The 25,719-nt window shown below is 60.4% G+C and carries 22 protein-coding genes; 13 read left to right on the top strand and 9 right to left on the bottom strand.

All coding sequences use genetic code 11. The features are described from left to right. The first annotated feature begins 30 nt into the window (after window positions 1-30). Window positions 31-1,131, top strand: coding sequence for a Gfo/Idh/MocA family protein (locus O3S81_RS10625; protein ID WP_269342975.1), 1,101 nt, complete (start codon window positions 31-33; stop codon window positions 1,129-1,131). A 17-nt stretch (window positions 1,132-1,148) separates the two neighbouring features. After that, window positions 1,149-1,790 carry a ThuA domain-containing protein gene (locus O3S81_RS10620; RefSeq protein WP_269342973.1) on the top strand — a complete coding sequence of 214 codons (642 nt, stop codon included), beginning with the start codon at window positions 1,149-1,151 and terminating at the stop codon, window positions 1,788-1,790. Between the two features lie 123 nt (window positions 1,791-1,913). Here the strand turns inward: O3S81_RS10620 and O3S81_RS10615 are convergent, their stop codons facing one another. Then, complete coding sequence (locus O3S81_RS10615; protein ID WP_269342971.1) at window positions 1,914-3,272, bottom strand: amidase; 1,359 nt, start codon at window positions 3,270-3,272, stop codon at window positions 1,914-1,916. Between the two features lie 323 nt (window positions 3,273-3,595). On the opposite strand from O3S81_RS10615, the gene O3S81_RS10610 reads away from it, so the two are divergent. The 3 genes from O3S81_RS10610 to O3S81_RS10600 all read left to right on the top strand — a co-directional run bounded on the left by O3S81_RS10610 (window position 3,596) and on the right by O3S81_RS10600 (window position 7,810). After that, window positions 3,596-5,911 carry an EAL domain-containing protein gene (locus O3S81_RS10610; RefSeq protein ID WP_269342969.1) on the top strand — a complete coding sequence of 772 codons (2,316 nt, stop codon included), beginning with the start codon at window positions 3,596-3,598 and terminating at the stop codon, window positions 5,909-5,911. Between the two features lie 30 nt (window positions 5,912-5,941). Continuing rightward, window positions 5,942-6,835 (top strand): amino acid ABC transporter substrate-binding protein, encoded by an 894-nt coding sequence (locus O3S81_RS10605; protein ID WP_269342967.1) that lies wholly within the window; start codon window positions 5,942-5,944, stop codon window positions 6,833-6,835. Between the two features lie 72 nt (window positions 6,836-6,907). Further along, the gene (locus tag O3S81_RS10600) at window positions 6,908-7,810 is read left to right on the top strand and encodes an amino acid ABC transporter substrate-binding protein (RefSeq protein ID WP_269342966.1); all 903 of its coding nucleotides are present in this window, start codon (window positions 6,908-6,910) and stop codon (window positions 7,808-7,810) included. 207 nt (window positions 7,811-8,017) lie between these two features. On the opposite strand, the gene minE is transcribed toward O3S81_RS10600, so the two are convergent. The 3 genes from minE to minC are packed head-to-tail and all read right to left on the bottom strand — an operon-like array spanning window position 8,018 to window position 9,854. Continuing rightward, window positions 8,018-8,278 carry a cell division topological specificity factor MinE gene (gene minE / locus O3S81_RS10595; RefSeq protein ID WP_020809474.1) on the bottom strand — a complete coding sequence of 87 codons (261 nt, stop codon included), beginning with the start codon at window positions 8,276-8,278 and terminating at the stop codon, window positions 8,018-8,020. Next, window positions 8,275-9,090, bottom strand: a complete 816-nt coding sequence (gene minD / locus O3S81_RS10590; RefSeq protein ID WP_269342963.1) for a septum site-determining protein MinD — start codon at window positions 9,088-9,090, stop codon at window positions 8,275-8,277. The genes minE and minD overlap by 4 nt, the downstream gene beginning before the upstream one ends. Before the next feature lie 35 nt (window positions 9,091-9,125). Continuing rightward, window positions 9,126-9,854: a septum site-determining protein MinC gene (gene minC / locus O3S81_RS10585; RefSeq protein WP_269342962.1), complete on the bottom strand. Its 729-nt coding sequence runs from the start codon at window positions 9,852-9,854 to the stop codon at window positions 9,126-9,128. 409 nt (window positions 9,855-10,263) lie between these two features. Here minC and O3S81_RS10580 point away from each other — a divergent pair, with 409 nt between their 5' ends. The 7 genes from O3S81_RS10580 to uxuA all read left to right on the top strand — a co-directional run bounded on the left by O3S81_RS10580 (window position 10,264) and on the right by uxuA (window position 17,257). Further along, a complete protein-coding gene (locus O3S81_RS10580; RefSeq protein WP_269342960.1) occupies window positions 10,264-10,950 on the top strand; it encodes an HAD family hydrolase in 687 nt (228 codons plus the stop codon). Between the two features lie 164 nt (window positions 10,951-11,114). Next, on the top strand, window positions 11,115-11,831 hold the full coding sequence (locus O3S81_RS10575) for a FadR/GntR family transcriptional regulator (RefSeq protein WP_020809475.1): 717 nt from the start codon (window positions 11,115-11,117) through the stop codon (window positions 11,829-11,831). A 63-nt stretch (window positions 11,832-11,894) separates the two neighbouring features. After that, window positions 11,895-12,869, top strand: a complete 975-nt coding sequence (locus tag O3S81_RS10570) for a sialic acid TRAP transporter substrate-binding protein SiaP (protein ID WP_269342958.1) — start codon at window positions 11,895-11,897, stop codon at window positions 12,867-12,869. 63 nt (window positions 12,870-12,932) lie between these two features. Further along, window positions 12,933-13,505, top strand: coding sequence for a TRAP transporter small permease (locus tag O3S81_RS10565; RefSeq protein ID WP_269342957.1), 573 nt, complete (start codon window positions 12,933-12,935; stop codon window positions 13,503-13,505). Window positions 13,506-13,509: 4 nt separating this feature from the next. Next, a complete protein-coding gene (locus O3S81_RS10560; RefSeq protein ID WP_269342956.1) occupies window positions 13,510-14,916 on the top strand; it encodes a TRAP transporter large permease in 1,407 nt (468 codons plus the stop codon). Window positions 14,917-14,985: 69 nt separating this feature from the next. Continuing rightward, window positions 14,986-16,032, top strand: coding sequence for an L-idonate 5-dehydrogenase (locus O3S81_RS10555; protein WP_269342955.1), 1,047 nt, complete (start codon window positions 14,986-14,988; stop codon window positions 16,030-16,032). Window positions 16,033-16,048: 16 nt separating this feature from the next. Continuing rightward, entirely contained in the window at window positions 16,049-17,257 is a 1,209-nt protein-coding gene (gene uxuA / locus O3S81_RS10550; protein WP_269342953.1) for a mannonate dehydratase, read from the top strand. A gap of 29 nt (window positions 17,258-17,286) precedes the next feature. Here the strand turns inward: uxuA and O3S81_RS10545 are convergent, their stop codons facing one another. Continuing rightward, entirely contained in the window at window positions 17,287-17,637 is a 351-nt protein-coding gene (locus O3S81_RS10545; protein WP_269342951.1) for an antibiotic resistance protein VanZ, read from the bottom strand. A gap of 246 nt (window positions 17,638-17,883) precedes the next feature. Here O3S81_RS10545 and O3S81_RS10540 point away from each other — a divergent pair, with 246 nt between their 5' ends. Continuing rightward, a complete protein-coding gene (locus O3S81_RS10540; protein WP_269342950.1) occupies window positions 17,884-19,395 on the top strand; it encodes an aldehyde dehydrogenase (NADP(+)) in 1,512 nt (503 codons plus the stop codon). Window positions 19,396-19,449: 54 nt separating this feature from the next. On the opposite strand, the gene O3S81_RS10535 is transcribed toward O3S81_RS10540, so the two are convergent. The 4 genes from O3S81_RS10535 to O3S81_RS10520 form a co-directional block, all read right to left on the bottom strand. Next, window positions 19,450-20,448 (bottom strand): TRAP transporter substrate-binding protein, encoded by a 999-nt coding sequence (locus O3S81_RS10535; protein WP_269342949.1) that lies wholly within the window; start codon window positions 20,446-20,448, stop codon window positions 19,450-19,452. 16 nt (window positions 20,449-20,464) lie between these two features. After that, the gene (locus O3S81_RS10530) at window positions 20,465-22,231 is read right to left on the bottom strand and encodes a TRAP transporter large permease (protein WP_269343503.1); all 1,767 of its coding nucleotides are present in this window, start codon (window positions 22,229-22,231) and stop codon (window positions 20,465-20,467) included. 154 nt (window positions 22,232-22,385) lie between these two features. After that, window positions 22,386-24,221, bottom strand: coding sequence for an ABC transporter ATP-binding protein (locus O3S81_RS10525; protein WP_269342948.1), 1,836 nt, complete (start codon window positions 24,219-24,221; stop codon window positions 22,386-22,388). Window positions 24,222-24,423: 202 nt separating this feature from the next. Beyond that, on the bottom strand, window positions 24,424-25,620 hold the full coding sequence (locus O3S81_RS10520) for an aminotransferase class V-fold PLP-dependent enzyme (protein WP_269342947.1): 1,197 nt from the start codon (window positions 25,618-25,620) through the stop codon (window positions 24,424-24,426). Between the last annotated feature and the right edge of the window lie 99 nt (window positions 25,621-25,719).

Here is a 25,719-nt window from a genome sequence, read left to right as displayed (position 1 = left end):
TCGGCATTTCTGATTTACGGGAGGAATCACATGAAAAAGGTCGGTATCGGCATCATCGGCTGCGGCAACATCTCCAGCGCCTATCTCAAGGCCATGGCCTCGTTTCCGATTCTCGATATTCGCGGTCTTGCGGATATGAACGAGGAGGTGGCGAAGGCCCGCGCCGCAGAATTTGGCCTTCAGGCAACGAGCGTCGACGCGCTTCTTTCTGACCCTTCGGTGGAAATCATAGTCAACCTGACAATCCCCAAGGCGCATGTGGAAGTGGGTCTGCGGGCGCTGGATGCCGGTAAACATGCCTATTCGGAAAAACCGCTGGGCATCAATTTCACTGAAGGCAAACGTCTTGCGGATGCCGCAAAAGCGAAGGGCCTGCGCATCGGCTCGGCCCCCGATACATTCCTCGGTGGCGGCCACCAGACCGCACGCCGGCTGATCGACGAGGGCGTGCTTGGCCAGCCGGTCGGCGGAACGGCCACCTTCATGTGCCCCGGCCATGAGCGCTGGCACCCCAATCCTGCTTTCTATTACGAGGTTGGCGGCGGGCCGATGCTGGATATGGGCCCCTATTACATCACCGATCTCGTCAATCTATTCGGCCCGGTCGCCAAGGTGGCGGGTTTTGCCATTGCACCGCGCAATGAGCGCCTCATCACCAGCGAACCGAAAAACGGCGAGAAAATCCCGGTCCATGTCGCGACCCATGTCTCCGGCGTTCTGGCTTTTGAGAATGGCGCCGTGGTGCAGGTGGGAATGAGCTTCGATGTTGCCGGCCATAAACATGTGCCGCTGGAAATCTACGGCACGGAAGGCACGCTGATCGTGCCCGATCCCAACCACTTCGGCGGCGAGGTGCAATTGCTGAAAAAGGGCGGCCAGTTCGAGCCGCAGGCGCTGTCATCCCCCTATGCCGACGGCAATTACCGTTCCATCGGCGTGGCAGACATGGCCCATGCCATCCGCGAGAACCGCCCTCACCGCGCCAATGGCGATCTTGCCCTGCATGTGCTGGAGGTCATGGAAGCCTTCCAGACGGCATCGGACCGCGGCACCACCGTTTCCATCACCACCAAGGTGGAGCGCCCTGCTCCGCTTGAAACATCGCTGGTCGACGGCCAGCTCGGCAAATAATCCTGAGGAGGAAATAAATGCGCGAAGCACTCATCGTCTGGGGCGGCTGGAGCGGCCATGAGCCACAGGAATGCGCCACCATCGTCAAGGACATCCTGGAGGAAGACGGGTTCAAGGTTTATGTCGAGCACAGCACGGAAGCCTTTGCCGATCCTTCCGTGCATGATCTCAGCCTCGTGGTGCCGATCGTCACCATGTCGAAGATCGAGAAGGAAGAAATCAAGAACCTGACGGCCGCCGTCGAGAACGGCGTCGGCATTGCCGGCTTCCACGGCGGTGCGGGCGACAGTTTCCGCGAATGCGTGGAATATCAGTTCATGATCGGCGGCCAATGGGTCGCGCATCCCGGCAATATCATCGATTACACGGTCAACATCACCCGGCCGGATGATCCGCTGATGCAGGGAATTTCCGATTTTCCCTATACGTCGGAACAATATTACATGCATGTCGACCCGTCGAACGAGGTTCTGGCAACAACGAAATTCACCGGCGACCACGCCTGGTGGATCGACGGTGTTGTGATGCCGGTGGTTTGGAAGCGCAAATACGGCAAGGGCCGCGTCTTTTATTCGGCACTCGGCCATCAGGCCAAGGAATTTTCCGTGCCGCAGATGAAGACCATGTTCCGCCGTGGCGCCAACTGGGCGGCACGGTGAGGCTATCGGAGCGACAGCCTTTACCAAAGCGCTATCCGCTCACTCGACGTCATCCTCGGGCTTGTCCCGAGGATGAGGGAGGAGAGGTTTTCACGAACTCGTGGGGTGAGCTACAGCCCCGTCTCAGCCCCGCACGATCTTCTCCGCAGCCATCGCCACACCCAGAACGTGATCATCCGTCCCATGCAGCCCGGAAAGCAGCAGGCCGACCGGCATACCCGCCTCGCCTGCCCCACAGGGGATCGACACGCCGCAGTGATCCAGGAAATTGCCGATCTGGGTGTTGCGCAAGGTCTTGGCATTCATGGCAAAAAAGGCGTCGTCATCCTGAAGCAGCGGCGCCACCTTGGCCGCGACATGCGGCAAAGTCGGCGAAACCAGAAGCTCATCCCTGCCGATCATGCCGGAAAACGCCGCCGTCATGCGTTCGCGCGCCTCGAGAATGGCGATATAGTCAGCCATTGAGATATTCGCGCCGAGCCTTGTTCGGGCAACAACGCGCGGGTCCATGCGTGTGGCATCCGCACCTTCCAGCCGGGCTTTATGCAAGGCGAAGGCTTCCGCCGTTACCAGCGCGCCCTTTTCCCTGATGAGATCAAACAATTCCGAAAAGACCGGAAATGCCTGCCGCCGCACCGAGGCGCCGGCGCGCGCCAGCCGTTCCACGGCCTGCTCGAAGGCAGCCGCGACACCCGCCTCAATACCATCGAAAAACACCGTTTCCGGCACCACCAGTGACAGGCCGGAGAGAGATGCATGCTGCAAATCGGCAGCCGTCCTGCCGCGCATGGCGGCATCCACCCAGACGGCGTCCTGCACGGTGCGGGTGAGCGGCCCGAGCGAATCGAGGCTTTTTGCCAGCGGAAAAACACCACGCATCGAATAACGGCCGCGGCTTGCCTTGTAACCCACCACGCCATTGAAGGCGGCGGGAATGCGTACCGATCCGCCGGTATCCGTGCCGATCGCCACCGGCACCAGACCGGCGGCCACGGCCACACCCGCGCCGGAGGAAGAACCGCCGGGCAGACGGTGGCCATCCGTGGAAGCGGGGTTGCGCGGCGTACCGTAATGCGGATTGATGCCGAGGCCGGAAAAAGCGAATTCGCTCATATTGGTGCGGCCGATGGAGACCATGCCCGCCTGTTGCAGCGCCGTCACCACATCCGCGTCGTGAGATGCCGCAGCATTCTCCGCCAGTACCGTCGATCCGGCCGTGGTCGCCATGCCCTCAAGATCGAAGAGGTCTTTCCACGCCACCGGAATACCATCGAGCACGCCGCAGGAACGGCCCTCGCGAATGCGTTTCGAAGCCGCTTCCGCCTCCGCCATGGCCCGCGCCGCCGTCAACCCGACAAAGATCGCCTGATCATCCTCTTCCCGGATCATGTCGAGCGTCTCTTCCGCCAAGGTACGCGGATCGAGATGGCCGCTCTGGATGAGAACGGAAAGCTGCGCGATGTTTTTGCCCCTGTATGCCATGATATCTTCCCTGAAAACGGCGTGTTACGCACAACATGCCGTTTGGCGGCGGATTGGCAAGGCCAGTCACCACGCCTTTGATGATCCGGCGAGGAGATCGTGACGTTTTGGGCTGCGGGCATCGCAACCGTCTTCAATCCATGATTTTTTCAACCGGAGGTGTAGCGTCGCAGTTTCTTATATAAGCTACGACTATAAAAAGACGGATTAATTCTTAATCGCATCTAAACTTTGTTGAATTATTTAGCAGACACCATTGAAATGCATGCCCTATAAAATTCCATAAAACAATTATAACGCGACATCGCGGGGGACTATCGCGAATGGAAGAGACTGCCTATCGCGGGGATAGACAGGTTGAACCGGGCCACACGCTTCGCTCAACGACGCAACCGGAAACAGGCCGGTTTTCGCGACGGCGCTCGCTCGCCAGCAAGATAACCCTGATATTCCTCGGCGGCGTGATCTTTTCCTACAGCATCGGCGCGCTCGTCGGCTGGTACATGTTCGTTGCCGCCGCCAGCGAACAATGGCTCAACCAGGCCCGCGTCAATTCACAGATCGCCAGCGCCACGCTACGCAGCATCTATACCTATGTCAGCGTCACGGCCGATACCGACGGACAGGTCAACGGCATATTGACCGACAAGCCGATCGGTGATGACGAATCCATTCTCGTCACCGGCTTCAATCCCAGCGACGTTCTTGCCCTCATCGGCGCGCAGACCAAAAATGCGGTCTGGCTTTTCCGTTATGACGAGGCCGATTCCGGCTTCCGGCAGATCGCGGCCGCCTTCGACAACGCCACCGATGACGATGAAAAACCGCTTGCCACCGATCCGATCTTTTCCAGAGATGCGGTCGCCGCGCGCTTTTCCACCGGTTTTGCGACCATCGGCGAATCCAACCATTATATCGGCCTGCTGCCGATCATCAGCACGGAAACGAAGAAGCCGATCGGCGCCGTCGCCGTCAGCATCGGCGGTTCGGACGCGCTTTATGGCGCGCAGCGCAAGCTGATCTACAATTCGCTCGCCGCATTGATCGTGGTGCTGACCGTTACCGGCGTGCTGGTAACGGTTATCGCAAGGCATTTCCTCAAACCGGTCCCGGCACTGGTGCAGGCGACGCTCCGGATCGCCCGCGAGGAAACCGATGTCGCTACGCCGTTTCAGGAGCGGCGGGACGAGATCGGCGACATGGCCACCGCCATCGAAACACTGCGCGAGGCAGTTCTGGAACGCGGGCGCCTGCGGCAGATACGCGACATGGCGCAGCAACTGGAGCACATGGCCCATCATGACGCGCTGACCGGGCTGCCCAACCGTGTGCTGTTGATGAAGACGCTGGAAAACCGGCTCGAACATCTTTCCGCGTCGGGCCAGCCTTTCAATGTCATGCTGCTCGATCTCGACCGCTTCAAGGCCGTCAATGACACGCTGGGGCACGCCGCCGGTGATGCCCTGCTGGTGGCCGTGGCCTCGCGGATTTCTTCCGTCCTCGGTGAAAACGATATGGTGAGCCGCCTCGGCGGCGACGAGTTCGCGATCATACAGGCGACAAACGGTGACTGCGAGAGCGATGCGGCAATGCTGGCCGCGCGGGTGGTGCATGCCGTCTCGCGCAGCTTCAGCCTGGAAGGCAGTGACATCAGCATCGATACCAGCATCGGCATTGCCTGCGCACCGGGCCACGGCACATCCGCCACGCAGCTTTTACAACACGCCGATCTTGGCCTTTACCGGGCGAAATCCATGGGCTGCGGTTATTTTGTGTTTTATGAACCGGGCATGGACATGGCGGTGCAGCACAAGCATGCGCTGGAAATAGACATGAAATCCGCGCTCGAAAACCACGAATTCGAGCTGCATTACCAACCCGTGGTCAATCTGCAGAGCGGCCGCATCGTCGCTTATGAGGCATTGGCCCGCTGGCGGCATGGCAAGCTCGGCCTCATCTCGCCCGATCGCTTCATCGCACTTGCCGAAGAAAACAACTTCATCAAGCCGTTGGGCGAATGGGTTCTGGCACAGGCCTGCATGGACGCGATGACATGGCCGAAAGATATTCGGCTCGCCGTCAATCTATCCGCCGTTCAGCTCTGCAATGACGACATCGTCCCGATAGTCGACCGGGCGCTCGAGAAATCCGGTTTCCCGGCGGAGCGACTTGAACTGGAAGTGACGGAAACCGCAATGCTGGAACGCGACAGCAGTGCGAGAGCTTTGAAGCTGCTGAAGGAAAGGGGCGTCCGCCTCGCGCTCGACGATTTCGGCACGGGTTATGCCGGGCTCAGCACGCTGACCCATGTCGCCTTCGACAAGATCAAGATCGACCGCGAATTCGTCTCCGGCCTGCCGGCCAATCCCATGTGTTCGGCCATCGTCAACACCATCATCGATATGGCCGAACAGATTGGCCTGAAGGTTACTGCCGAGGGTGTGGAAGACCGGGAGCAGCTCGAAGCGCTCAAGCTTTCCGGGTGTGACGAAGCGCAGGGTTATTATTTCGCCCAGCCCGCACCGCTTGCCCGGATTCTCAAAAACCGCGCCGTCATCGCCCCGATCGGAAAAGATGAATTCAGCGATATCGCCCGGCCGACACAGGAAACCTATTGCCCCCCGCAAAAAGCCATTTGAGAAACCGGCCGCCGGCCAAGAGGACATGAAATGCGCCTTTCAGTATTTTGCCTTTTCCTCACATGCTTTGCCCCCATCACCCCGCTACAGGCCGCCGGTGAAGTCGATACGCTTCAGCAGATCGCCAGGACCGCAAAAATCCGTATCGGCTACCGCGAGGCCGAGCCTCCCTTTTCCTATCAATTGCCGAATGGCGAAGTCACCGGTTTCTCAACCGATCTCTGCCGGGCGATCAGCGACGATATTCGCAGGCAGCTGAAGCTCGAGAGGCTCGAACTTGAATATGTCAAGGCGACGCCCGCCACCCGCTTCATTCTCGTTCGCAGCGGCCAGATCGACATTGAATGCGCAGCAACGACCAATAATAGCGAACGCCGCAAGATCGTCGATTTCTCCTATCCCAACTTCATGACCGCGACGCAATTTCTCTCCCGCAGGCAGGACAATCTGAAAAACCTCGCAGACCTCGCCGGCCGATCCGTCACATCCGCCTCCGGCACCGTCAATATCGAGCAGCTCAACGCGGTGAACCGGGCAAAGAACCTCAATATCTCGGTGATGCCGACAAAGACCAACGAGGAGGCCTTCGAACTCGTCGTTTCCGGCAAGGCATCCGCCTTCGTCATGGATGGCATATTGCTCGCGGCGCTGGCGGCAACATCGGAGAACCCGAACCTCTATGCGCTCTCGGAAGAAACGCTGAGCGCGCCCGAACCCTATGGTCTGGTTTTCCGGCGCAACGACCCGGCATTCAAGGCGGCGGTCAATGAAAGCCTTCGGCATATCTTCACCGGACCCGCCATCCACGGGCTTTATGAGAAATGGTTCACCAAACCCATTCCGCCAAACGGCATGAACCTGAACCTGCCGATGGCCGCCTCTTTGAAACAGGCCTACGAAAACCCGAGCGAATACCAGGACTGAGAGCGCTGGGCGCCAACCCGCATTGATTTTCATGAAAATGTTTTGATGGATTATTTTGGCTGGAGATGCGCGATGCAGAGATCGACATTGTGGCTTTTGCCTGTTTTTTTAAGTCTTCTGCCGGCCCCTGCGGTCAGCAATGATGCCCAACCGCCGACACTGGAAACCATTGCCAGAACCGGCACCATCCGGCTCGGCTATGGCGACCGGAATATTCCGTTTTCCTATCTGGGCACCGGCCCGGAGCCGATCGGCTACAGCATCGAGCTGTGCCTGAAGGTAGCCGATTCCATCAAGAAGAAACTCGGCCTGTCGGAACTGAAGGTCGAGTTCGTCAAGCGCACGCCCAGCAACCGCATCATGCTTCTCAATGACGGCACGATGGACATGGAATGCGTGGCGAGCACAAATACGGAGGAACGGCGCAAGGCCGTGTGGTTCTCCTACAGCCATTTCATCACCGGCACCCGTTATGTCGCGCTGAAATCCAGCGGTCTGAACACCGTCGCCGATCTTGCCGGCCGCACCGTGGTCGTGACGACGGGAACCATCAACATCAGCCAGTTGAATGTGCTCAATCGCAAATTGGGACTGAACATCGCCGTTCTGCAAAATGACAGTACGGAAGGCGGTTTCGACATGGTGACGGAAAACCGCGCATCAGCTTTCGTCATGGACGATATCCTCCTGCGATCCTTCGTCGCCGAGACCGGTAGACCGGGAGATTATGTCATCTCGAACGAATATCTCGCCCCGCCGCAGCCCTATGGCCTGATGCTGCGGCACGGCGATACCGGTTTCCGGGATGCGGTCAATGAAGCGCTGAAGCAAATCTACGCCAGCGGCGAAATCGAGGAAATTTACGACAAATGGTTCAACAAGCCGATCCCGCCAAACGGGATGAACCTCCAGCGTCCCCTGCCCGGCGATCTGGCCGAGGCGTTTCGAAGACCCGTGGATACCACGGCGGAATAGGAAACGGCGGCAAGCGTGAGTGTGATGAGTAGGCTTGCCCTCACACTCGACGTCATCCCTTGGGCTTGTCCCAGGGATCTAATCACATCGCGTTAAATCATGACGTTGCAGATGCTCGGGACAGGCCCGAGCATGACGGAAGAGAGCTCTCATTTCGTCGACAGTTTGGCGCCGCCCGGTAGCGGGCGGCGTCCTTCATCGAAGACCTCATGCAGCGCGCAGATCGGCGCCCAGCGGGATTTCAACATCGATCTCCAGGATGGAGACATGTTCGTCGCGATCCATCTTCACATGCACCCGGTCATTGTCGATCTGCACATGTTTGGCGATGACGCCGAGAATTTCTTCCCTGAGGATGGCGACGAGATCGGAGCCCGACGACGCCCTTTCGTGGGCGAGCAGCACCTGCAGGCGTTCGCGCGCAAGCGGTGCCGACTTCTGTTTGCGGAAAAGACTGAAGATGCTCATGCAGCCCTCCTTGCGAAGATCTTGGAGAAGATGCCACGCTTCTCGCCCGGGATGACGACCGGAATTTCCTCGCCGGAGAGACGGCGGGCGGCGTCAAAATAGGCCATGGCCGGCGCGCAACGGGCATCCGCCAGCGTGACGGGCGCACCGACGTTCGAGGCGCGCAGTACATCCGTGCTTTCCGGAATGATACCGAGCAGCGGGATGGAGAGGATTTCCAGAACGTCGTCCACCTTCAGCATGTCGCCACGTTCGGCGCGGGCGGAATCGTAACGCGTCAGGAGCAGGTGCTTTTCCATGCGCTCGCCGCGTTCAGCCTTCAGCGTCTTGGAATCGAGCAGGCCGATGATACGGTCGCTATCACGTACCGAAGAGACTTCCGGGTTGGTCACGACGACGGCCACATCCGCATGGCGCATGGCCAGCGTCGCGCCGCGCTCGATACCGGCCGGGCTGTCGCAGATCACCCAGTCGAAGTGTTTCTTCAACTCGTTGATGACCCATTCGACACCTTCCGGCGTCAGATTGTCCTTGTCGCGCGTCTGCGAGGCCGGCAGGAGGAACAGCGTCTCGAGGCGCTTGTCGCGGATCAGCGCCTGCGTCAGCTTGGCATCGCCCTGGATGACGTTGACGAGATCGTAAACCACGCGGCGTTCAGCACCCATGACGAGATCGAGATTGCGCAGGCCGACATCGAAATCGACAACCACGACCTTCTCTTTGTTCTGCGCCAATGCGGCGCCAAGCGCTGCGGTCGAGGTGGTCTTGCCGACCCCGCCCTTGCCGGAAGTTACAACGACTACCTTCCCCATATGGCTCTCTCCTGTTCCTGTGTGTTTATCTGTTATCAGCCGAGTTTCGCGGCCTTGATCGTATCGTTTTCCAGCCAGAGCTGAACGGGCTGGCCACGCAGCTTGTCGTCAATGTCCTCGGCGACCTTGTAGACGCCATCGATGGCCAACAGCTCCGCTTCCAGCTTGCGGCAGAAGATGCGTGCCGAGACATTGCCGAGCGAACCGGCCATGGCCCGTCCGCGCAGCGCGCCGTAAATATGCACCGAACCGCCGGCGATGATTTCCGCCCCCGAAGCGACCGAACCGATGACGGTGACGTCGCCTTCCGGGAACATGATCGACTGGCCAGAGCGCACCGGCTCATTAATGACCAGTGACTGCACCACGGCGCGAACCTCACCCGAAGCGCGCGGCTTTTCTTCCGGCAATTCGGCAGCGACGGTAACCGGCTCCACCTCGACATCGGAAGCGGGCTTGCCGCCCTTCAGCGACGGCGGCATGCCCGGCTCTATCATCGAAGGGCGAACACCCTCGATGCCCATGATGCCGACATTGCGTTCGGTCAGCGCCGCCAGCAGCTCCTTCAGCCCCGCCTTGTCGAGCGACAGCTCCGACACATCCAGAACCACCGGACGCGACAGGAAGAAACCGGCCGATCGGGCGGCCAGGTCATCGAGCCTTTCCAGCCATTGATCGACCGGAGATTCGGGGGACAGGACGACTGCGAGGAAGGAGCGGCCTTTGATACGGATCGAACGCTGGTCTGTTAGCACTTTGGTCATCTTGGTAAACAAATCGTTGACAATTAGGTACCTCGAATATGGTTAACAAATGGTTAACACCAGTCCCAAAGAGGGGAAACCGTTAAGAAAATTCCATTCGCGAGCATCCTCACGCGGAACTTTCAAAAACTTCCGCTACCTTTTGATTTGACGATGTTCTGCCCTCTGTGAATGCCTATAGTGACACGTCATCCTTGCTGCAGGCTGACGTCCCCGCGGCGTCGCACGCCTCTTCCGCCTCCCCTGCCCCTTCCGCTCGACTCGCTGCGATCCCGGCACGTCCGATTCTGGCACAACATTTCCGACCCGCCTTGAGCCGGCCATCGATTCCGGGATGGAAAAGCGATTCCGTTATGTCTTCCGATACTGTAGATACGGTCTGTCCCGACAGTTCCAACGGAAGAATGAGATGCACAGCAAAGTCCCGCCGCAGAACCAGATTTTTTCGCAAGATTTTGCGGCCTTCCTGTTCGACATGGATGGAACGCTGGTCAATTCGATCGCCGTCGTCGAGCGGGTCTGGCGGGAATGGGCCGTTGCAAACGGCATCGAGCCGAATGCCTTCCTGCAGCGCATTCACGGCATGCGGGCTTCCGAGGTGATCCGCCGCGAGGCCGTTCCCGGTCTCGATGTGGATGCCGAGGCCGATATGATACTGCGCGCCGAGATGGATGATGTGGAAGGCATCATTCAGATACCGGGTGCGGCAGCTTTTCTTGCCTCTTTGCCGGCGGGAAAGTGGGCCATCGTCACCTCCGCCGTGCGCGAACTGGCTGAGCGCCGGCTTGCTGCGGCCGGTATTACGCCGCCACCCGTCATGATCTGTGCAGACGATGTGGTCAACGGCAAGCCGGACCCCGAAGGCTACCGGAAGGCCGCCGAAAGGCTGGGCGTTGCACCGGAACGTTGCGTCGTCTTCGAAGATGCGCCCGCAGGCATTCAGGCCGGCGAACGCATGGGGGCTGCGGTGGTGGTCATCAACGTGACCCATTCCCACCCGATCGAAACACCGCATCTTTCCATCGGTGGTTACGGTGAGCTGGATGTGGTGACTGATGAGAATGGCGGCATGAAGCTGACAAGCAGCAAAGTCTGAAGAGCTGCCGGCGACCACCGACCCGCTGAACCGCCCTCACATAACCCAAAGACTTTTCCAAAACGGCTAATTGACAGCATCGCATAAATGCGCCCTAATGAAATTGGTAAGACCATCTTACCGCTTGCGCGATCGGGGGAGACTTTCGCGCTGGGAGGGATATCATGTTTGTGGCTCTGGAGCCGCGCCGCCTTTACCGGCTGGTCGCGGAACAAATTCGCTTGCTCATCGAAAGCGGGGAGCTGACCGAGGGTCAGCGCCTGCCGGCGGAACGGGACCTTGCGGAGCGCTTCGGCGTATCGCGCCCGACCGTTCGTGAAGCCCTGATCGTTCTGGAAGTGGAAGGCCATATCCATATCCGCATGGGTTCCGGCGTTTACGTCAGCGCTGCCGGCAAGCAGGCCAAGGAAAAGCCGCCGGTGCCGGATGCGCATGGGCCGTTCGAAATCCTGCAGGCGCGCTGCATCATCGAGAGCGCGATTGCCGAAGAGGCGGCACGGCTTGCCACGCCCGAATGCATCGCCAAACTCGATGATATCATCGAACGCATGGCCGGCGCGCTCGACAGCTCACCGCAGGCGCTCAATTTCGACCGGGCCTTCCACACCGCCATCGCCGATATCATCGGCAATTCGGCGCTCAATCGCTTCACCGGCCTGATCTATGACGAGCGCAGCCTGTCACCCTTTTTCGAAAAGCTCGCCAGCTATTTCGAGGGTCCGCACACCTGGAACCTTGCCGTGCAGGAACATCGAGCGATCCGCGACGCCATTGCCGCCAACGACCCGGAAGGGGCCCGCGAGGCGATGCGGCAGCATCTGACGCTGTCGCAAAAGAGATTTTCCGAGAGTTTCGGGGAGGAAACGATCGGAGAAGAGTGACCGTTGCCGCGACCGGCGACGGAAAAAACAACACATCTGGCTTTAATTCGGGAGGAGTTAAGAATGAAAATCAGATTGTCGACTTTGATGGGTGCAACAGCCGCCATCCTGCTTTCCGCCCTGGCGGCGCAGGCGCAGACCACACTGAAATGGGCCCATGTTTACGAAACCTCCGAGCCGTTCCACACGGATTCGGTCTGGGCCGCGGAAGAAATCGCCAAACGGACGGACGGACGCTACAAGATCGATGTCTTCCCGGCCTCGCAGCTCGGCAAGGAAGCCGATATCAACCAGGGCCTGAAGATCGGCACCGTGGATATCATCATTTCCGGTTCGAGCTTCGCCGCGCGTGACTTCAAGCCCATCGGCGTCACCTATTTCCCCTATATCTTCCGCGATCCGAGCCACCTCATCTCCTATACCAAGAGCGATATCTTCAAGCGTCTCGCCAAGGGTTATGAAGACAAGACCGGCAACCACATCGCCGCCGTCAGCTATTACGGAACGCGCCACACCACATCCAACAAGCCGATTGCCGCCTGCGCCGACATGGCGGGGCTGAAGATGCGCGTTCCCGATGTGCCGGCCTATCTTGCCATGCCGCGCGCCTGCGGCGCCAACACCACGCCGATCGCCTTCGCGGAAGTCTATCTGGCGCTGCAGAACGGCACCGTCGATGCGCAGGAAAACCCGCTGACCACCATCGAGGCGAAGAAATTCTTCGAAGTGCAGAAGAACATCGTCCTGACCGGCCACATCGTCGACCATCTCAACACGGTGGTCTCGAAAAACCTGTGGTCGCAGCTTTCGGATGACGACAAGAAAATCTTCACCGAGGTCATGCAGCAGGCCGCCGAGCGCACCACCAAGACCATCGAGGGACGCGAAAAGAGCCTCGTCGAAGACTTCAAGAAGCGCGGCCTGACCGTCGCTGAAGTCGACAAGGCCGACTTCGAAAAGAACGTCATCGAAAAAGTGAAGTTCGAGGACTTCGGTTACGACAAGGCCGACTGGGAAGCCATTCGCGCCGTCAAGTGAAGCAAGATCCGGTGCGGCTCCTTTTTTGCCGCACCGCCCTTTCTCTCCAGACGGGATATCTCAATGTCGCAGGAAATCCATACTCAGGTCACGCCTGAGGAACTCGCCCATACATTCGATGAGGCGCCGCCCGAGGTCGATCTCAAGGTCTATTCATTCGAGGACTGGGTCACGCTCGGCCTTTTCTGGCTGATGACGGGCTGTGTGTTCCTTCAGTTCTTCACCCGCTACGTGCTCAACGACAGCTACGCCTGGACGGAAGAAATCGCCGTCAACTGCCTGATCGGCGTGGTGTTTCTGGGTTCTGTCATGTGCGTGCGCATGTCGCGCCACATCCAGGTGGATGTGCTTTATCACTATGTGCCGCCGCAGGTGGCCCGCGTCATGTCGATCCTTGTCGACGTGCTGCGTATCCTGTTCTTCGCCTACACGTCCTGGCTGATGTGGCGGTATATGGAAATCGTCGCGGACGAAGAAATGGTCACCGTGGCGCTTCCGCGCAGCATTGTTTTTTATACGGTTCTGGCCGCTTTCGTTCTGATGTTCTTCCGGTCCGTACAGGTCTTCATCGCCAATATGCGGCGCGGTTATTCCGTTCTGGAACGGCCTGAAGAATTCCAGAGCGCGGGGGATTGATCACATGCTGCTTCTTATCGGTTCATTTCTTCTGCTGATGCTGATCGGCCTGCCGGTCGCCATTTCCATGGCCTCGGCCTCGCTGCTCTACATCGTGTTCTATAATGTCGCGCCTGATATCATCGCGGCGCAGCGGCTGATCGCGGGCGTGGAAAGCTTCCCGCTTCTGGCCGTCCCCTTCTTCATCCTTGCCGGCAATCTCATGAACACGGCAGGGGTGACGGGACGTATCTATTCCTTCGCCGTGGCACTCGTCGGCTGGATGAAGGGCGGTCTCGCCCAGGTCAACATCATCGGCTCGGTGATCTTCTCCGGCATGTCCGGCACAGCACTTGCCGATGCGGCCGGTATCGGCACCATCGAAATCAAGGCCATGAAGGATCACGGTTATCCGGTCGAGGCGGCCGTCGGCGTCACCGCCGCTTCCGCAACGCTCGGCCCGATCTTCCCGCCCTCGCTGCCCTTCGTCATCTACGGCATGATGGCCAATGTCTCGATTGGCGCGCTGTTCATGGCCGGCATCGTGCCCGGCGTCGTCATGACGCTGCTGATGATGATCACGGTTGCCGTCTTCGCCTATATCAAGGGCTGGGGTTCGGATACACCCTTCAGCCTCAGGACCATCTTCGGCGCGTCGATCGAAGTCTTCGTCGTGATGATGGTGCCGCTCGGCATCTATATCCTCACGGCATTCGGCCTGTCGCTCAACCTGTCGATCCTGATCGTGCTCGTCATCCTGCTCGCCTGCGACTGGTATTTCGACTTTTCCGCCGTCATGGCGCTGATGACACCGGTCATCCTGATCGGCGGCATGACCATGGGCTGGTTCACACCGACGGAGGCAGCCGTCGCGGCCGTTCTGTGGTCGCTGTTCCTCGGCCTTGTCCGTTACCGGACCATGACGTTCAAGACACTGGCGAAATCGACCTTCGATACGATCGAAACGACCGCTTCGGTGCTCTTCATCGTCGCGGCGGCATCGGTCTTCGCATGGTTGCTGACGGTCAGCCAGGCAGCGCAGCTTCTGTCGGCGGCAATCCTGACGATCACCGACAGCAAGTGGATCTTCCTCGTGCTGGTCAACCTGTTGATGCTGTTCGTCGGCTGCTTCCTTGACACCATCGCGGCGATCACCATCCTCGTGCCGATCCTTCTGCCGCTGGTGCTGCAGTTCCATATCGATCCGGTGCATTTCGGCCTCATCATCACGCTCAACCTGATGATCGGGCTGCTGCATCCGCCGCTCGGCATGGTGCTGTTCGTGCTCTCGCGCGTGGCGAAACTCTCCGTCGAACGCACGACGGTGGCCATCCTGCCCTGGCTGGTGCCGCTGTTCGTGGCGCTGCTGCTCATCACCTTCATTCCGGCCATCACACTGTGGCTGCCGACGGAAATGGGCCTGATCCGCTAATGAGAACATCCCTGCCCGCGCGGTTCGCCGCGCGGGCTTCTTTCATTCCATATATATGAGGGCATCGTCATGCAGACACGCGTGGCACGTCTATATTCCCGTGAAGATATCCGCGTCGAAACGCAGGACGTGGCGGCCCCCGGCCCCGGCGAAGTGCTGCTCGCCATGGCAGCGAGCGGCATCTGCGGCTCCGATCTGCACTATTATCAGGATGGCGGTTTCGGCCCTGTGCGGGTGCGCGAACCGATCATCTGCGGCCACGAAGCCTCCGGCCATGTCGCGGCTTTGGGCGCGGGTGTCAGCGGACTGACCGTTGGTCAGCTCGTCGCCGTCAACCCTTCGCAACCCTGCGGCCATTGCCAGTTCTGCCTGAAGGACCAGCCGATCCATTGCCTCGACATGCGCTTCATGGGCAGCGCCATGCGTCTGCCGCACGAACAGGGCATGTTCCGCGACCGGCTCGTCGTTGCAGCAAAACAATGCGCCACATTTTCAGACGCCACCTCACCCGCCGAGGCCGCCTGCACCGAGCCGCTCGCGGTCTGCCTGCATGCAGTCACCCAGGCAGGTGACCTGACGGGCGCTAAAGTGCTGGTGACGGGCGCCGGCCCGATTGGCCTGTTGACCATCGCCGCTGCCCGTCATGCCGGTGCAGGCATTATCGTCGCGACCGATCTCACCGATGCGGCGCTGGAACGCGCGCCCGCCATGGGTGCCGACCGCACCATCAATGTCGCGAAGGATGCCGAGGCGCTTTTGCCCTATCAGGACAATAAGGGTTATTTCGACGTCATCTTCGATTGCTCCGCGGCCGGCCCCGCACTTCGCAGCGCCTTCGCCTGCGTGCGCCCGCGAGGCACCATCGTGCAGGTGGGCGTCACGGGTGACATCACCATTCCGCTCAATGCGCTGGTGGGCAAAGAGATCGTCTGGCGTGGCTCGCAGCGCTTTCATGACGAATTCGCCATCGCCGCCGAACTCATCTCGTCGCGCAAGATCGATGTGCGGCCGATCATTTCCCACAGCTTTCCCCTCGGGGAAGCCAAAGCAGCCTTCGAACAGGCCGGAGACCGCTCCGCCGCCTGCAAGGTGCAACTGACATTTTCCGCAGAATGATATTTGAGGATAAAAGATGAGACATACATGGCGCTGGTTTGGCCCGGTCGACAAGGTCACGGTTCAGGATGCGGCTCAGGCGGGTGCGGAAGGCATCGTCAGCGCGCTGCATCACATCGCCACCGGCGATGTCTGGCCGGTAGACGAGATTGCCAAACGGCACGAGGCTATCAAGGCCGGCGGGCTATATTGGGACGTTGTGGAGAGCGTGCCGGTTTCCGAGGATATCAAGACCCAGACCGGTGACTGGAAAAGCCACATTGCCAACTGGCAGGAGACGCTGCGCCGCCTCTCCGCCTCCGGCATCCGCACCGTTTGTTATAATTTCATGCCGGTGCTGGACTGGACGCGCACCGACCTGCGCTGGGAAACGAAGCACGGCGCCAAGGCGATGCGTTTCGATCTCACCGATTTCGCCGCCTTCGACATCCATATCCTGAAGCGCCCAAACGCGAAGGCCGATTACCCGGACTGGCTGATCGAAGAAGCGACAAAACGCTTCGCCGAGATGCCGGACACGAAAATCGCCGCGCTCGGGCGCAACATCGGCGCGGGCCTGCCGGGTTCGGCGGATGGTTATACGCTTGCCGAGCTTCTGGAAAAGCTGCGCTCCTATCACGGCATCAACCGGGAAAGGCTTCAGCAGAACCTGATCGACTTTCTCTCCGCGGTGACGCCGGTTGCGGAAGAGGTCGGCATCAATATCTGCGCCCATGGCGACGATCCGCCGTGGCCGCTGCTCGGCCTGCCGCGCATTCTGTCAACGGAAGCGGACTATGCCCATATGCTGTCCCAAGTCGACAGCCGCGCCAATGGCGTGACGCTCTGCACCGGTTCCCTTGGCGCACGGGCCGATAACGACCTGCCCTTCATCGCCAGCCGTTTTGCCGATCGCATCCATTTCGTGCATCTGCGCAATGTGACGCGCGATACCGATACCGTCCCATGCTCCTTCTTCGAGGACGAACATCTGGAAGGCGGAACCGACATGGTCGCCGTTATCGCCGCACTCCTCACCGAAGAGGCCCGTCGCCGGGCGGAGGGGCGCGAAGACCACGAAATTCCGATGCGGCCCGACCATGGACAGGAAATTCTCGACGACCTGACGCGCGGCGCGCAGCCCGGTTACCCCGCCATCGGCCGGCTGAAGGGGCTGGCGGAATTGCGCGGTATCGAGCGCACGCTGTCCCACGGCCGTTTCGGGCTTGCGAGCGGCAGAGGCTGAGCAGGGAAACTTGACCGCGGGCTATTACGTCAGCCTGCAGCCAACCGTGCCCGCAACGTGAGATAGGAGAAGGTTGCCAGTCCGCCGGCAACCGCTCCAGCGGCTTTGACGGCGGCGTCCATCAGGTGCGGGTGACGCGTCGGCGAGAGGAATTGCAGCGCCTCGATACCGAAAGCCGCAACAATACCCGTCACGATGACCGCCAGCCAATAACGCGGATAGGCCAGCACGAAGGCCGCCGAACAGAAGGCGAAGGCGGCGGCGCGATCGAGGCCAACAGTCGTCAGCGTGTGCGGACGAAAGCCGATCGGGCAGATTGTAACGATCACGATCAGCAGAAGAACCGACCAGGCGACATATTTCGGAAGTCTGTTTGTCATCATGACGTCATATAAAACGCCGTGCGCGTAAACGGAAGCAGGTCTTTTTTACGTCTCGCCCAATTAATCACACTTTTTGGCCAAATAGTCGAAAAACCGGCTTTCGCTCAGGCCTCACACGGGCTAAGGCAGAAGGCAACCGGACAAGGATCGCGGCTGATGGCCTTGGCGCTGTCGCCTTTCGGTGCGATGTCACGGTGTCGGGTGGATTTTCCACACAGGATCAGATTTTCAGGGAAGAGCACAATGAGTTTCAAGCCGCACGGCAAACATCTGGTTGCAGGAGAATGGGTCGCAACGGAAGCAAAATTCCGCAGCGAGCCTGCACATGGCGAAGCTTTCGATTTTTCGGTCGGCACCGTCGATCTGGTGAACGCCGCCTGTGAGGCAGCCGAAGACGCTTTCTGGAGCTATGGTTACACCACCCGCGAAGAGCGCGCCGCATTCCTCGACACCATCGCCGATGAGATCGAAGCCCGCGCCGACGCCATCACCGAAATCGGCTCGTCGGAAACCGGCCTGCCCGCTGCCCGCCTGCAGGGTGAGCGCGGCCGCACCGTTGGCCAGCTCCGCCTTTTCGCGTCGCATATCCGCAAGGGTGACTATCTCGACCGCCGCCACGATGAAGCCCTGCCGGATCGCCAGCCGCTGCCGCGCCCGGATATCCGCCTGATGCAGCGCCCGATCGGCCCCGTCGCCGTTTTCGGCGCTTCCAACTTCCCGCTCGCCTTCTCCACGGCAGGTGGTGATACGGCCGCCGCGCTCGCAGCCGGCTGCCCTGTTGTCGTCAAGGGTCATTCCGCCCATCCCGGCACCGGCGAAATCGTTGCCGAAGCCGTTCTCGCAGCCGTCAAGAAGCACAATCTGCATCCCGGCGTCTTCTCGCTGATCCAGGGCGGCCGCCGCGATGTCGGTTCCGCGCTCGTGCAGCATCCGCGCATCAAGGCGGTCGGTTTCACCGGTTCGCTCGCCGGCGGCCGCGCGCTGTTCGATCTCTGCGCCCAGCGCCCCGAGCCGATCCCCTTCTTCGGCGAACTCGGTTCGGTCAACCCGATGTTCCTGTTGCCGGAAGCCGTTGCCGCCCGTGGCGAAGCCATCGCCAAGGGCTGGGCCGGTTCGCTCACCATGGGTGCAGGCCAGTTCTGCACCAATCCGGGCATTGCCGTCATTCTCTCCGAGCAGGCGGACGCAGTTGCTGAAACCGCCCGCGCAGCACTTTCCGAAGTCGGCCCGCAGGTCATGCTGACGGACGGTATCGCCGCCGCCTATCGCGACGGCCGTGACCGTATCGCCGCTGGCAATGGCGTGCGCGACGTGCTGACCACCACCTGCAACCTGCGCAACGCAACGCCTTATCTCTACCGGGTTTCCGGCAAGGACTGGGTTGCCAACCACGCGCTTGCTGAAGAAGTCTTCGGACCGCTCGGCCTGATCGTGACAGTCGACAGCGCCGAAGAAATGCTGGAAGTGGCAAAGAGCTTCGAAGGCCAGCTGACGGCAACCCTGCATCTCGATGCCGGCGACGCCGAACTCGGCCGCAAGCTGCTGCCGATCCTGGAGCGCAAGGCGGGCCGCGTTCTCGCCAACGGTTTCCCGACCGGCGTTGAAGTCTCCGAGGCCATGGTTCACGGCGGCCCTTACCCGGCCTCGACGAACTTCGGTGCGACCTCGGTCGGCACCATGTCGATCCGCCGCTTCATGCGTCCGGTTTCCTACCAGAACATCCCTTCGGACGTTCTGCCGCAGGATATCCGCTAAAACAAAGGGGAAGGCGCAAAAGCGCCTTCCCCTCTCATGTCCGATACGGTGGCCTCAGGCCTGCTGTATCGCCTCGATCTTTTTGAGGCCGCCGACAATTCCGGCAAAATCCTGCCAGACACCCTGCGCGCCCCTGCGCCATTCATCCAGCACTTCCGGCTGCAGCACCTTGCCGCCTTTCGAGAGCGCAAGATCGACGGACTTTACTTCATCTTCAACGATCAACTGGTTGAAATAACGGGCACCTTCGCTGGAAGCCTCGGTGAGTACCGCCTTTTCCTCGTCATCCAGCTGGTTCCAGAAGGTTGCACCGTAATAAACCACGCCTGAAGCCCAGATATGGCCGGTCTCGGTCAGATAAGGCACGACCTCATAGAGCTTGAAACCGGCATAGGCCGATTTGGTGAGGTCCATGGCGTCGGCCACCCCGGTTGCCAGCGCATTATAGGTCTCGGTGATCGGAATGCCGACCGGTGTCATGCCGAAGGCGCTCCACAATCTGGTGTGCAGCGGGCTCTGGATGACACGGATTTTCTTGCCCTTCAACTGTTCCGGCCGGGTCACAGGCTCCTTGGTCAGAAGATGACGTGCGCCGTAATTGATGAAATCGGCGGCAATGAATTGCTGTGCAGCGAGCTTAGCCTTCAGCTCTTCGCCGGTCTCGCCCGTCACCACCTTGAGCACATGTTCCCTATTGCGGAACAGAAAGGGCAAATCGAGTATCTGCAGTTCCGGCACCCAGCCGGACAGCGAAGAGACGGTGGAGAGGCTGGCCTGAACCGAACCGAGGCGGATGTTTTCCGCCACCTCCTTTTCGCCACCCAGGGCCCCGCTCTTGACGATGTTGAAGCGGAAACGGCCGGGCAGTTTCGCCTCCACCAGCTCGCTGATCCTGACCCAGATTTTCGTCTCCGGCTTGTCGTCGGCAAACAGCGACGCGACCGTGAGGTTGCGGGTTCTGGCATGCGCCGTGCGCACCAGGGCCGGTGCGGCAAGCGTCGCGGCACCGAGAGCGGAGAGCTTGAGGAGATGACGGCGATCGATAATGGTCATGACGAAAACCTCTGATTTAAAAGAATATGGCCCAGATGCACAAAATTGCGAGGGCAACGAGCAGCGAAACGAGATAGGGAATGACCGCCCGGAAAAGTGCGGAAGCCGGAACACGGGTCACGCCACTGACCACGAAGATCAGCATGCCGAGCGGCGGCGTCAGGCCGTGGATCATCAGATTGACCACCAGAATGACACCGAAATGAATGGGATCGATGCCGGCTGCGACAGCAGCCGGCAGCAGGATCGGCCCGAAGAGCAGGATCGCCGCGCCGATATCCAGCACCAGACCGACCGCGAGCAGGATGAGGTTGGAGAGCAGCAGCACCGCGATCTTGCTGCCGCCAAGCAAAGTGACAAAATCCGTGACGAGGCCGGAGACATTGTCCACCGCCAGCAGAAAGGCGAAAGGACCGGCCGTACCGATCAGAAGGCCGATCGCCGCCGCCTCCCCTGCCGATTGCCGGAAGGTCGCGAAAATGCGGCCGGCGCCCAGCCGGTAACCGAGGCCGAGAAGCAGCGTATAAAGTGCCGCAAGGGCGGCCGCTTCCGTGGTGGTGACGATGCCGATACGGATGCCGACCACCACGATGACACCAAGGCCGAAGGCCGGTATCGCGGCGATGGCTGAGCGCCATCGCTCTGCCCCGGTGGCGCGCGGCAGGGTATCGACGCTGCGCACGCTCAAATGGATCGCCACGCCGAGGCAGGCTGCCATCAGCCCGCCGGCGAAGAAGCCGCCGACCAGCAGCGAACCGACCGAAAGATTGGTGGCGGTGGCGAGGATCAGAAAAGCGATGGAGGGCGGAATGACGTTGTCCAGCACGGATGTCGCGGCGATGATCGCGCCCGCCTGCGCCGGCGGATAGCCATGTTTGACGAGTTCCGGCTGGAAGGTGGAAGCGCCGAAGGCGGCGTTGGCGACCGATGAGCCGGATGCGCCGGAAAACAGCACGCTGGTCAGAAGCGTTGTCTGCGCCAGACCCGCCCGGCGGTGGCCAACGACGGAAGCGGCGAAACGGACGAGCTGGTTGGCGACACCCGATACCGTCAGCAGGCTTCCGGCCAGCAGGAAGAAGGGGATGGCCAGCAGCAGGAATTTCGACATACCGGTCACGGTCGAGGAAACGATGGCCGGCTCCGGCAAGGTGCTACCGAAGGCAATCGCCACATAAGCTGCGGCAAGAAAAGCGTGAGCGAGCGGTGCCGCCAGAACCAGTCCCACCGCCGCCGTCAGCGCCAGAAACAGGCTCGGCGGCAGGTTCGTATCGATAAACACTTCCGGCGGGCCAACATAGGCCGCAAGTGCGATGGCCATGGACAGCAGGACGGCGAGCATCTTGCCTTCGCTGAAACGCTGAAACGCCAGATAGACAAAAATCAGCCCACCGCCCGCGCCAAGAAAGCCGAAACGCACCCATTCCGGCAGGCCGAGCGTCGGCGAAGTACCGCCCAGCATGGCCGCGATCTCCACCCCGCCGAAAGCAAGGATGAGCGCCGCAACAAAGGAGAAAGCATCGGCGAGAATTTCAGTGACGGCATGAAACCGCTGCGGCAGGAAGCGCACGAAGACATCGAGCCGCATTGCCAATGCGCTTTTGAGGCTGAGCGGTGCACCGACGGCGATCATCGCCACATTGAGCCATATGCCGAGATCTTCCGCGCCGATGAAGCCGGTATGGAGCAGATATCGCAGGGTGACATTGACCAGCACCACCACGAGAAGGGCCGCAAGGATCAATGCGGCCACCGCGCCAAGCACGGCATCGAAACGTGACAGCATCACCGCCGCTGCCGTCTCGAAGCTTTTGCGCCACTGCTTTTCCGCTACCGCCATGATCCGCCTTCCGCGCGTGATCGGTGTCACGCGGCCAGAAGCGGTATAGAAGAATGTCCCCCCGTGTAAAGCGCCGCGCTCTGGGAAAACGGGGCAGCAGTTAGAGCGCCACGAGATGGCCGGGCGAAACCTCGCGATATTCACGCGGCTTGACGGCATAATCGACAGCGCGGATCGGGCTTTTCAGCTCGTCATTCGCCGCACCGCGCCTTGTGTTGCGGCGGTCCGGGTCCGGCACCGGCACGGCGGCCATCAGCTTGCGGGTATAGTCGTGCTGCGGATTGTCGAATACTGCCGAGCGCGGGCCGATTTCGACGATTTCGCCGAGATACATTACCGCCACCCGATGGCTGACGCGTTCCACGACAGCCATGTCATGGGAAATGAACAGGAAGGCGAGATCGAGGCTCTGCTGCAGATCCAGCATCAGGTTGATGACCTGCGCCTTGATCGAAACGTCCAGCGCCGAAACGCTTTCATCGGCGACGATCACCTTAGGCTGCAATGCCAGCGCGCGGGCGATGCAGATGCGCTGCCGCTGGCCACCGGAAAACTCATGCGGGTAACGCGCCGCCATATCGGGCGAGAGGCCGACCTTCTTCAGCATGTCGGCCACCACCTCCTTCGCTTCGCGGGCGCTTCCCATGCGGTGTTCCAGAAACGGTTCGGCAATCGCCGCCCCCACCGTCATGCGCGGATTGAGCGAGGCGAAAGGATCCTGAAAGATCATCTGCACCGTCTTGCGCATCTCACGCATGCCTGATTTGTCGAGGGTGAGAATATTCTCGCCATTGACGACCACCGAACCGGCATCCGGCTCGATCAGCCGCATGATGGCGCGACCGGTCGTCGATTTGCCGCAACCGCTTTCGCCAACGAGAGATAATGTTTCACCAGCCCTGAGATCGAACGACACATTCTCCACCGCATGCACGCGGCCGCTGAGCCGTCCGAGAAGACCGGAGTGGATGTCGAAGCGCTTGGTCAGCCCCTCCACCTTGAGCACCGGCTGGGCGCTGGCATCGACGGTATCGGCCGGGCGGGCCGGTTCCTGTGTTTCCCCCGTGGTGGTGTTGACGATGGGAAACCGCAGCGGTCTTTCCTCGCCCTTCATCGACCCCAGAACCGGAACGGCGGACAGAAGCGCCCGGGTATAGGGATGTTTGCCACGATGGAAGATATCGGCCGTCGCGCCGACTTCCACCTGCTCGCCGCGATACATGACGACCGTTCGGTCGGCGATTTCCGCCACCACGCCCATATCATGGGTGATGAACAGGACGGAGGTGCCCTCCTCTTCCTGCAGCGTCTTGATGAGGTCGAGAATCTGGCCCTGAATGGTCACATCGAGCGCCGTCGTCGGTTCGTCGGCGATCAGCAGTTTCGGCCGCGAGGCCAGCGCCATGGCGATCATTACACGCTGGCGCATACCGCCGGAAAAGCGGTGCGGATATTCATCGAAACGCGAGGCGGCGGAAGGGATGCGTACCTTTTCGAGAAGGCGGACCGTCTCCGCCCTTGCTTCTGCTTTCGACATCGGCTGATGGCACAGCAGAGCCTCGGAAATCTGGTCGCCGATGGTGAAGAGCGGATTGAGGCTGGTCATCGGCTCCTGAAAGATCATCGCCACTTCATTGCCCCGCACCCGCCGCATGGCGTCTTCGGAAAGGGACAGAAGGTTGCGACCACCGAGCAGGATTTCACCCTTTACCCTGCTGCTTTCCCGATCCAGCAACCGCATGATGGAGAGCGAGGTTACGCTTTTGCCGGAACCGCTTTCGCCGACGATCGCGACCGTTTCGCCGGGGCCCACATCGAAGGAAATATCACGCACAACGGGTTTCCAGCCGCCATCCACGAAGAAGGACGTGGTGAGATTGCGGACGGAAAGCACGGCATCTTCGGCACCAAGCGGTGCGGCCTGCGGCATGGTCATGATCGTTCCCTTCTTTTCTTCTCGTTTGAACTGTTCAGGCTCGGCGTTGCCGCCCGTTTCTTCTCCCCGCCGGGGAGAAGGTGGCCCGAAGGGTCGGATGAGGGGGCAAGGTTTCCGAAATCCGGCGAGGGTGCCCCTCATCCCGCTGCCGCGGACTTCTCCCCCTCGGGGAGAAGAAACTCGCGGCACCCGCTCGTTCCACTCAGTCCGGCCAGCGCAGCATGCCGTCGAAACGGTGGCGGCTGCGGTCTTCGAACGGCGTGGCGATCACCTCGTTGGAGGCGCGCGCCTTATCCAGCTCTTCCGCCAGACGGGACGCGACAATGGTCTCCTGACCGGGATGCAGGTTGCAGGGGTCGAGATAGAAATAGCGATGCTCGACCTCGTGATCACGGGTAATGATCGGCGGATTACCCCTCGCCAGCGCCGTCGTCAGGTCCCACGCGGTGATATGCGCTTCTTCGGCATCGATGATGACGCGCAGCCGGTCGAGCGGGTTATTGGTCGGGTCCGGTTCGATCAGCGCCGTCACGCCCGGGCGTCCGTCCAGCGTCTTTTTCCAGAGGTTGAGATAACCTGTTTCCCGCTCGCGAATACCGGCATGGTCACGCTTTTCCCACGCTTCCAGCGCGGCCATGACGCCATAGATGCTTTCCTTGCCGACCTTCATGCCGCGGCCGATACCCATATTCTGCAGGAAGGCATGGCGCACCAGTTCCTTCTTGCCGGCAACGATGCCCGACGTGGGGCCGCCGAGGAACTTGTGGCCGGAATAAAGCACCACATCCGCGCCGGTGGCCAGAAACAGTTTCAGGTCATATTCGGAAGCCGCATCGACGATAACAGGTACGCCCCTGGCATGGGCAATCTCGACGAATTCGGAAAGATGCAGCAGGCCGTAGTCGACTACATGATGCGAGACGACATAAACCGCCGCCGCCGTTTTTTCGGTGATGGCGTTTTCCATGTGAAAACGGTGGGTCGATGTCGCCTGCCCGATCAGCACCACCTTGCCGCCGCCGAGCCGGATCGCCTGATCCACCGGCGCGCCGTAGCTCACCACATGCCCCATCTGCACCAGAACCTCATTCTTTTCAGGCGCGATGTCGGGCAGTTTTTCAATGGCCAGCAGATTATTGCCGGTGATCGCACCCGCCACCGCAAGGCTGATGCCGGACGAGCAGGAGGCCGTGACGAAACCGGCCTCGCCGCCCGTCAGCCTTGATATCACCGCGCTCGCCTTGCGTTGCAGATCATTGATCTCGACGAATTGCGGCAGGATGGCCGCCATGGCCTGAACGGCCTCGGGAACGACAATCGAAGCGCCGAGCGAGGTCATGGTGCCCGAGACGTTGATGACCGGGCGAAGGCCGATCCTGCTTCTGATATCCTCGGTCATGTCTTTCTCCTGTTCTTGCGATGCGATGGGCATCGACATATATGCCATAATAATGTAATAGCTTCTCAAAATGCATGAGGAGCCAAAATTGGACGCCCA

It is taken from the genome of Agrobacterium sp. SOY23 (assembly GCF_027212525.1).
GTDB lineage: Bacteria > Pseudomonadota > Alphaproteobacteria > Rhizobiales > Rhizobiaceae > Agrobacterium > Agrobacterium tumefaciens_I.
This window is presented reverse-complemented; position numbering and strand designations above follow the sequence as displayed.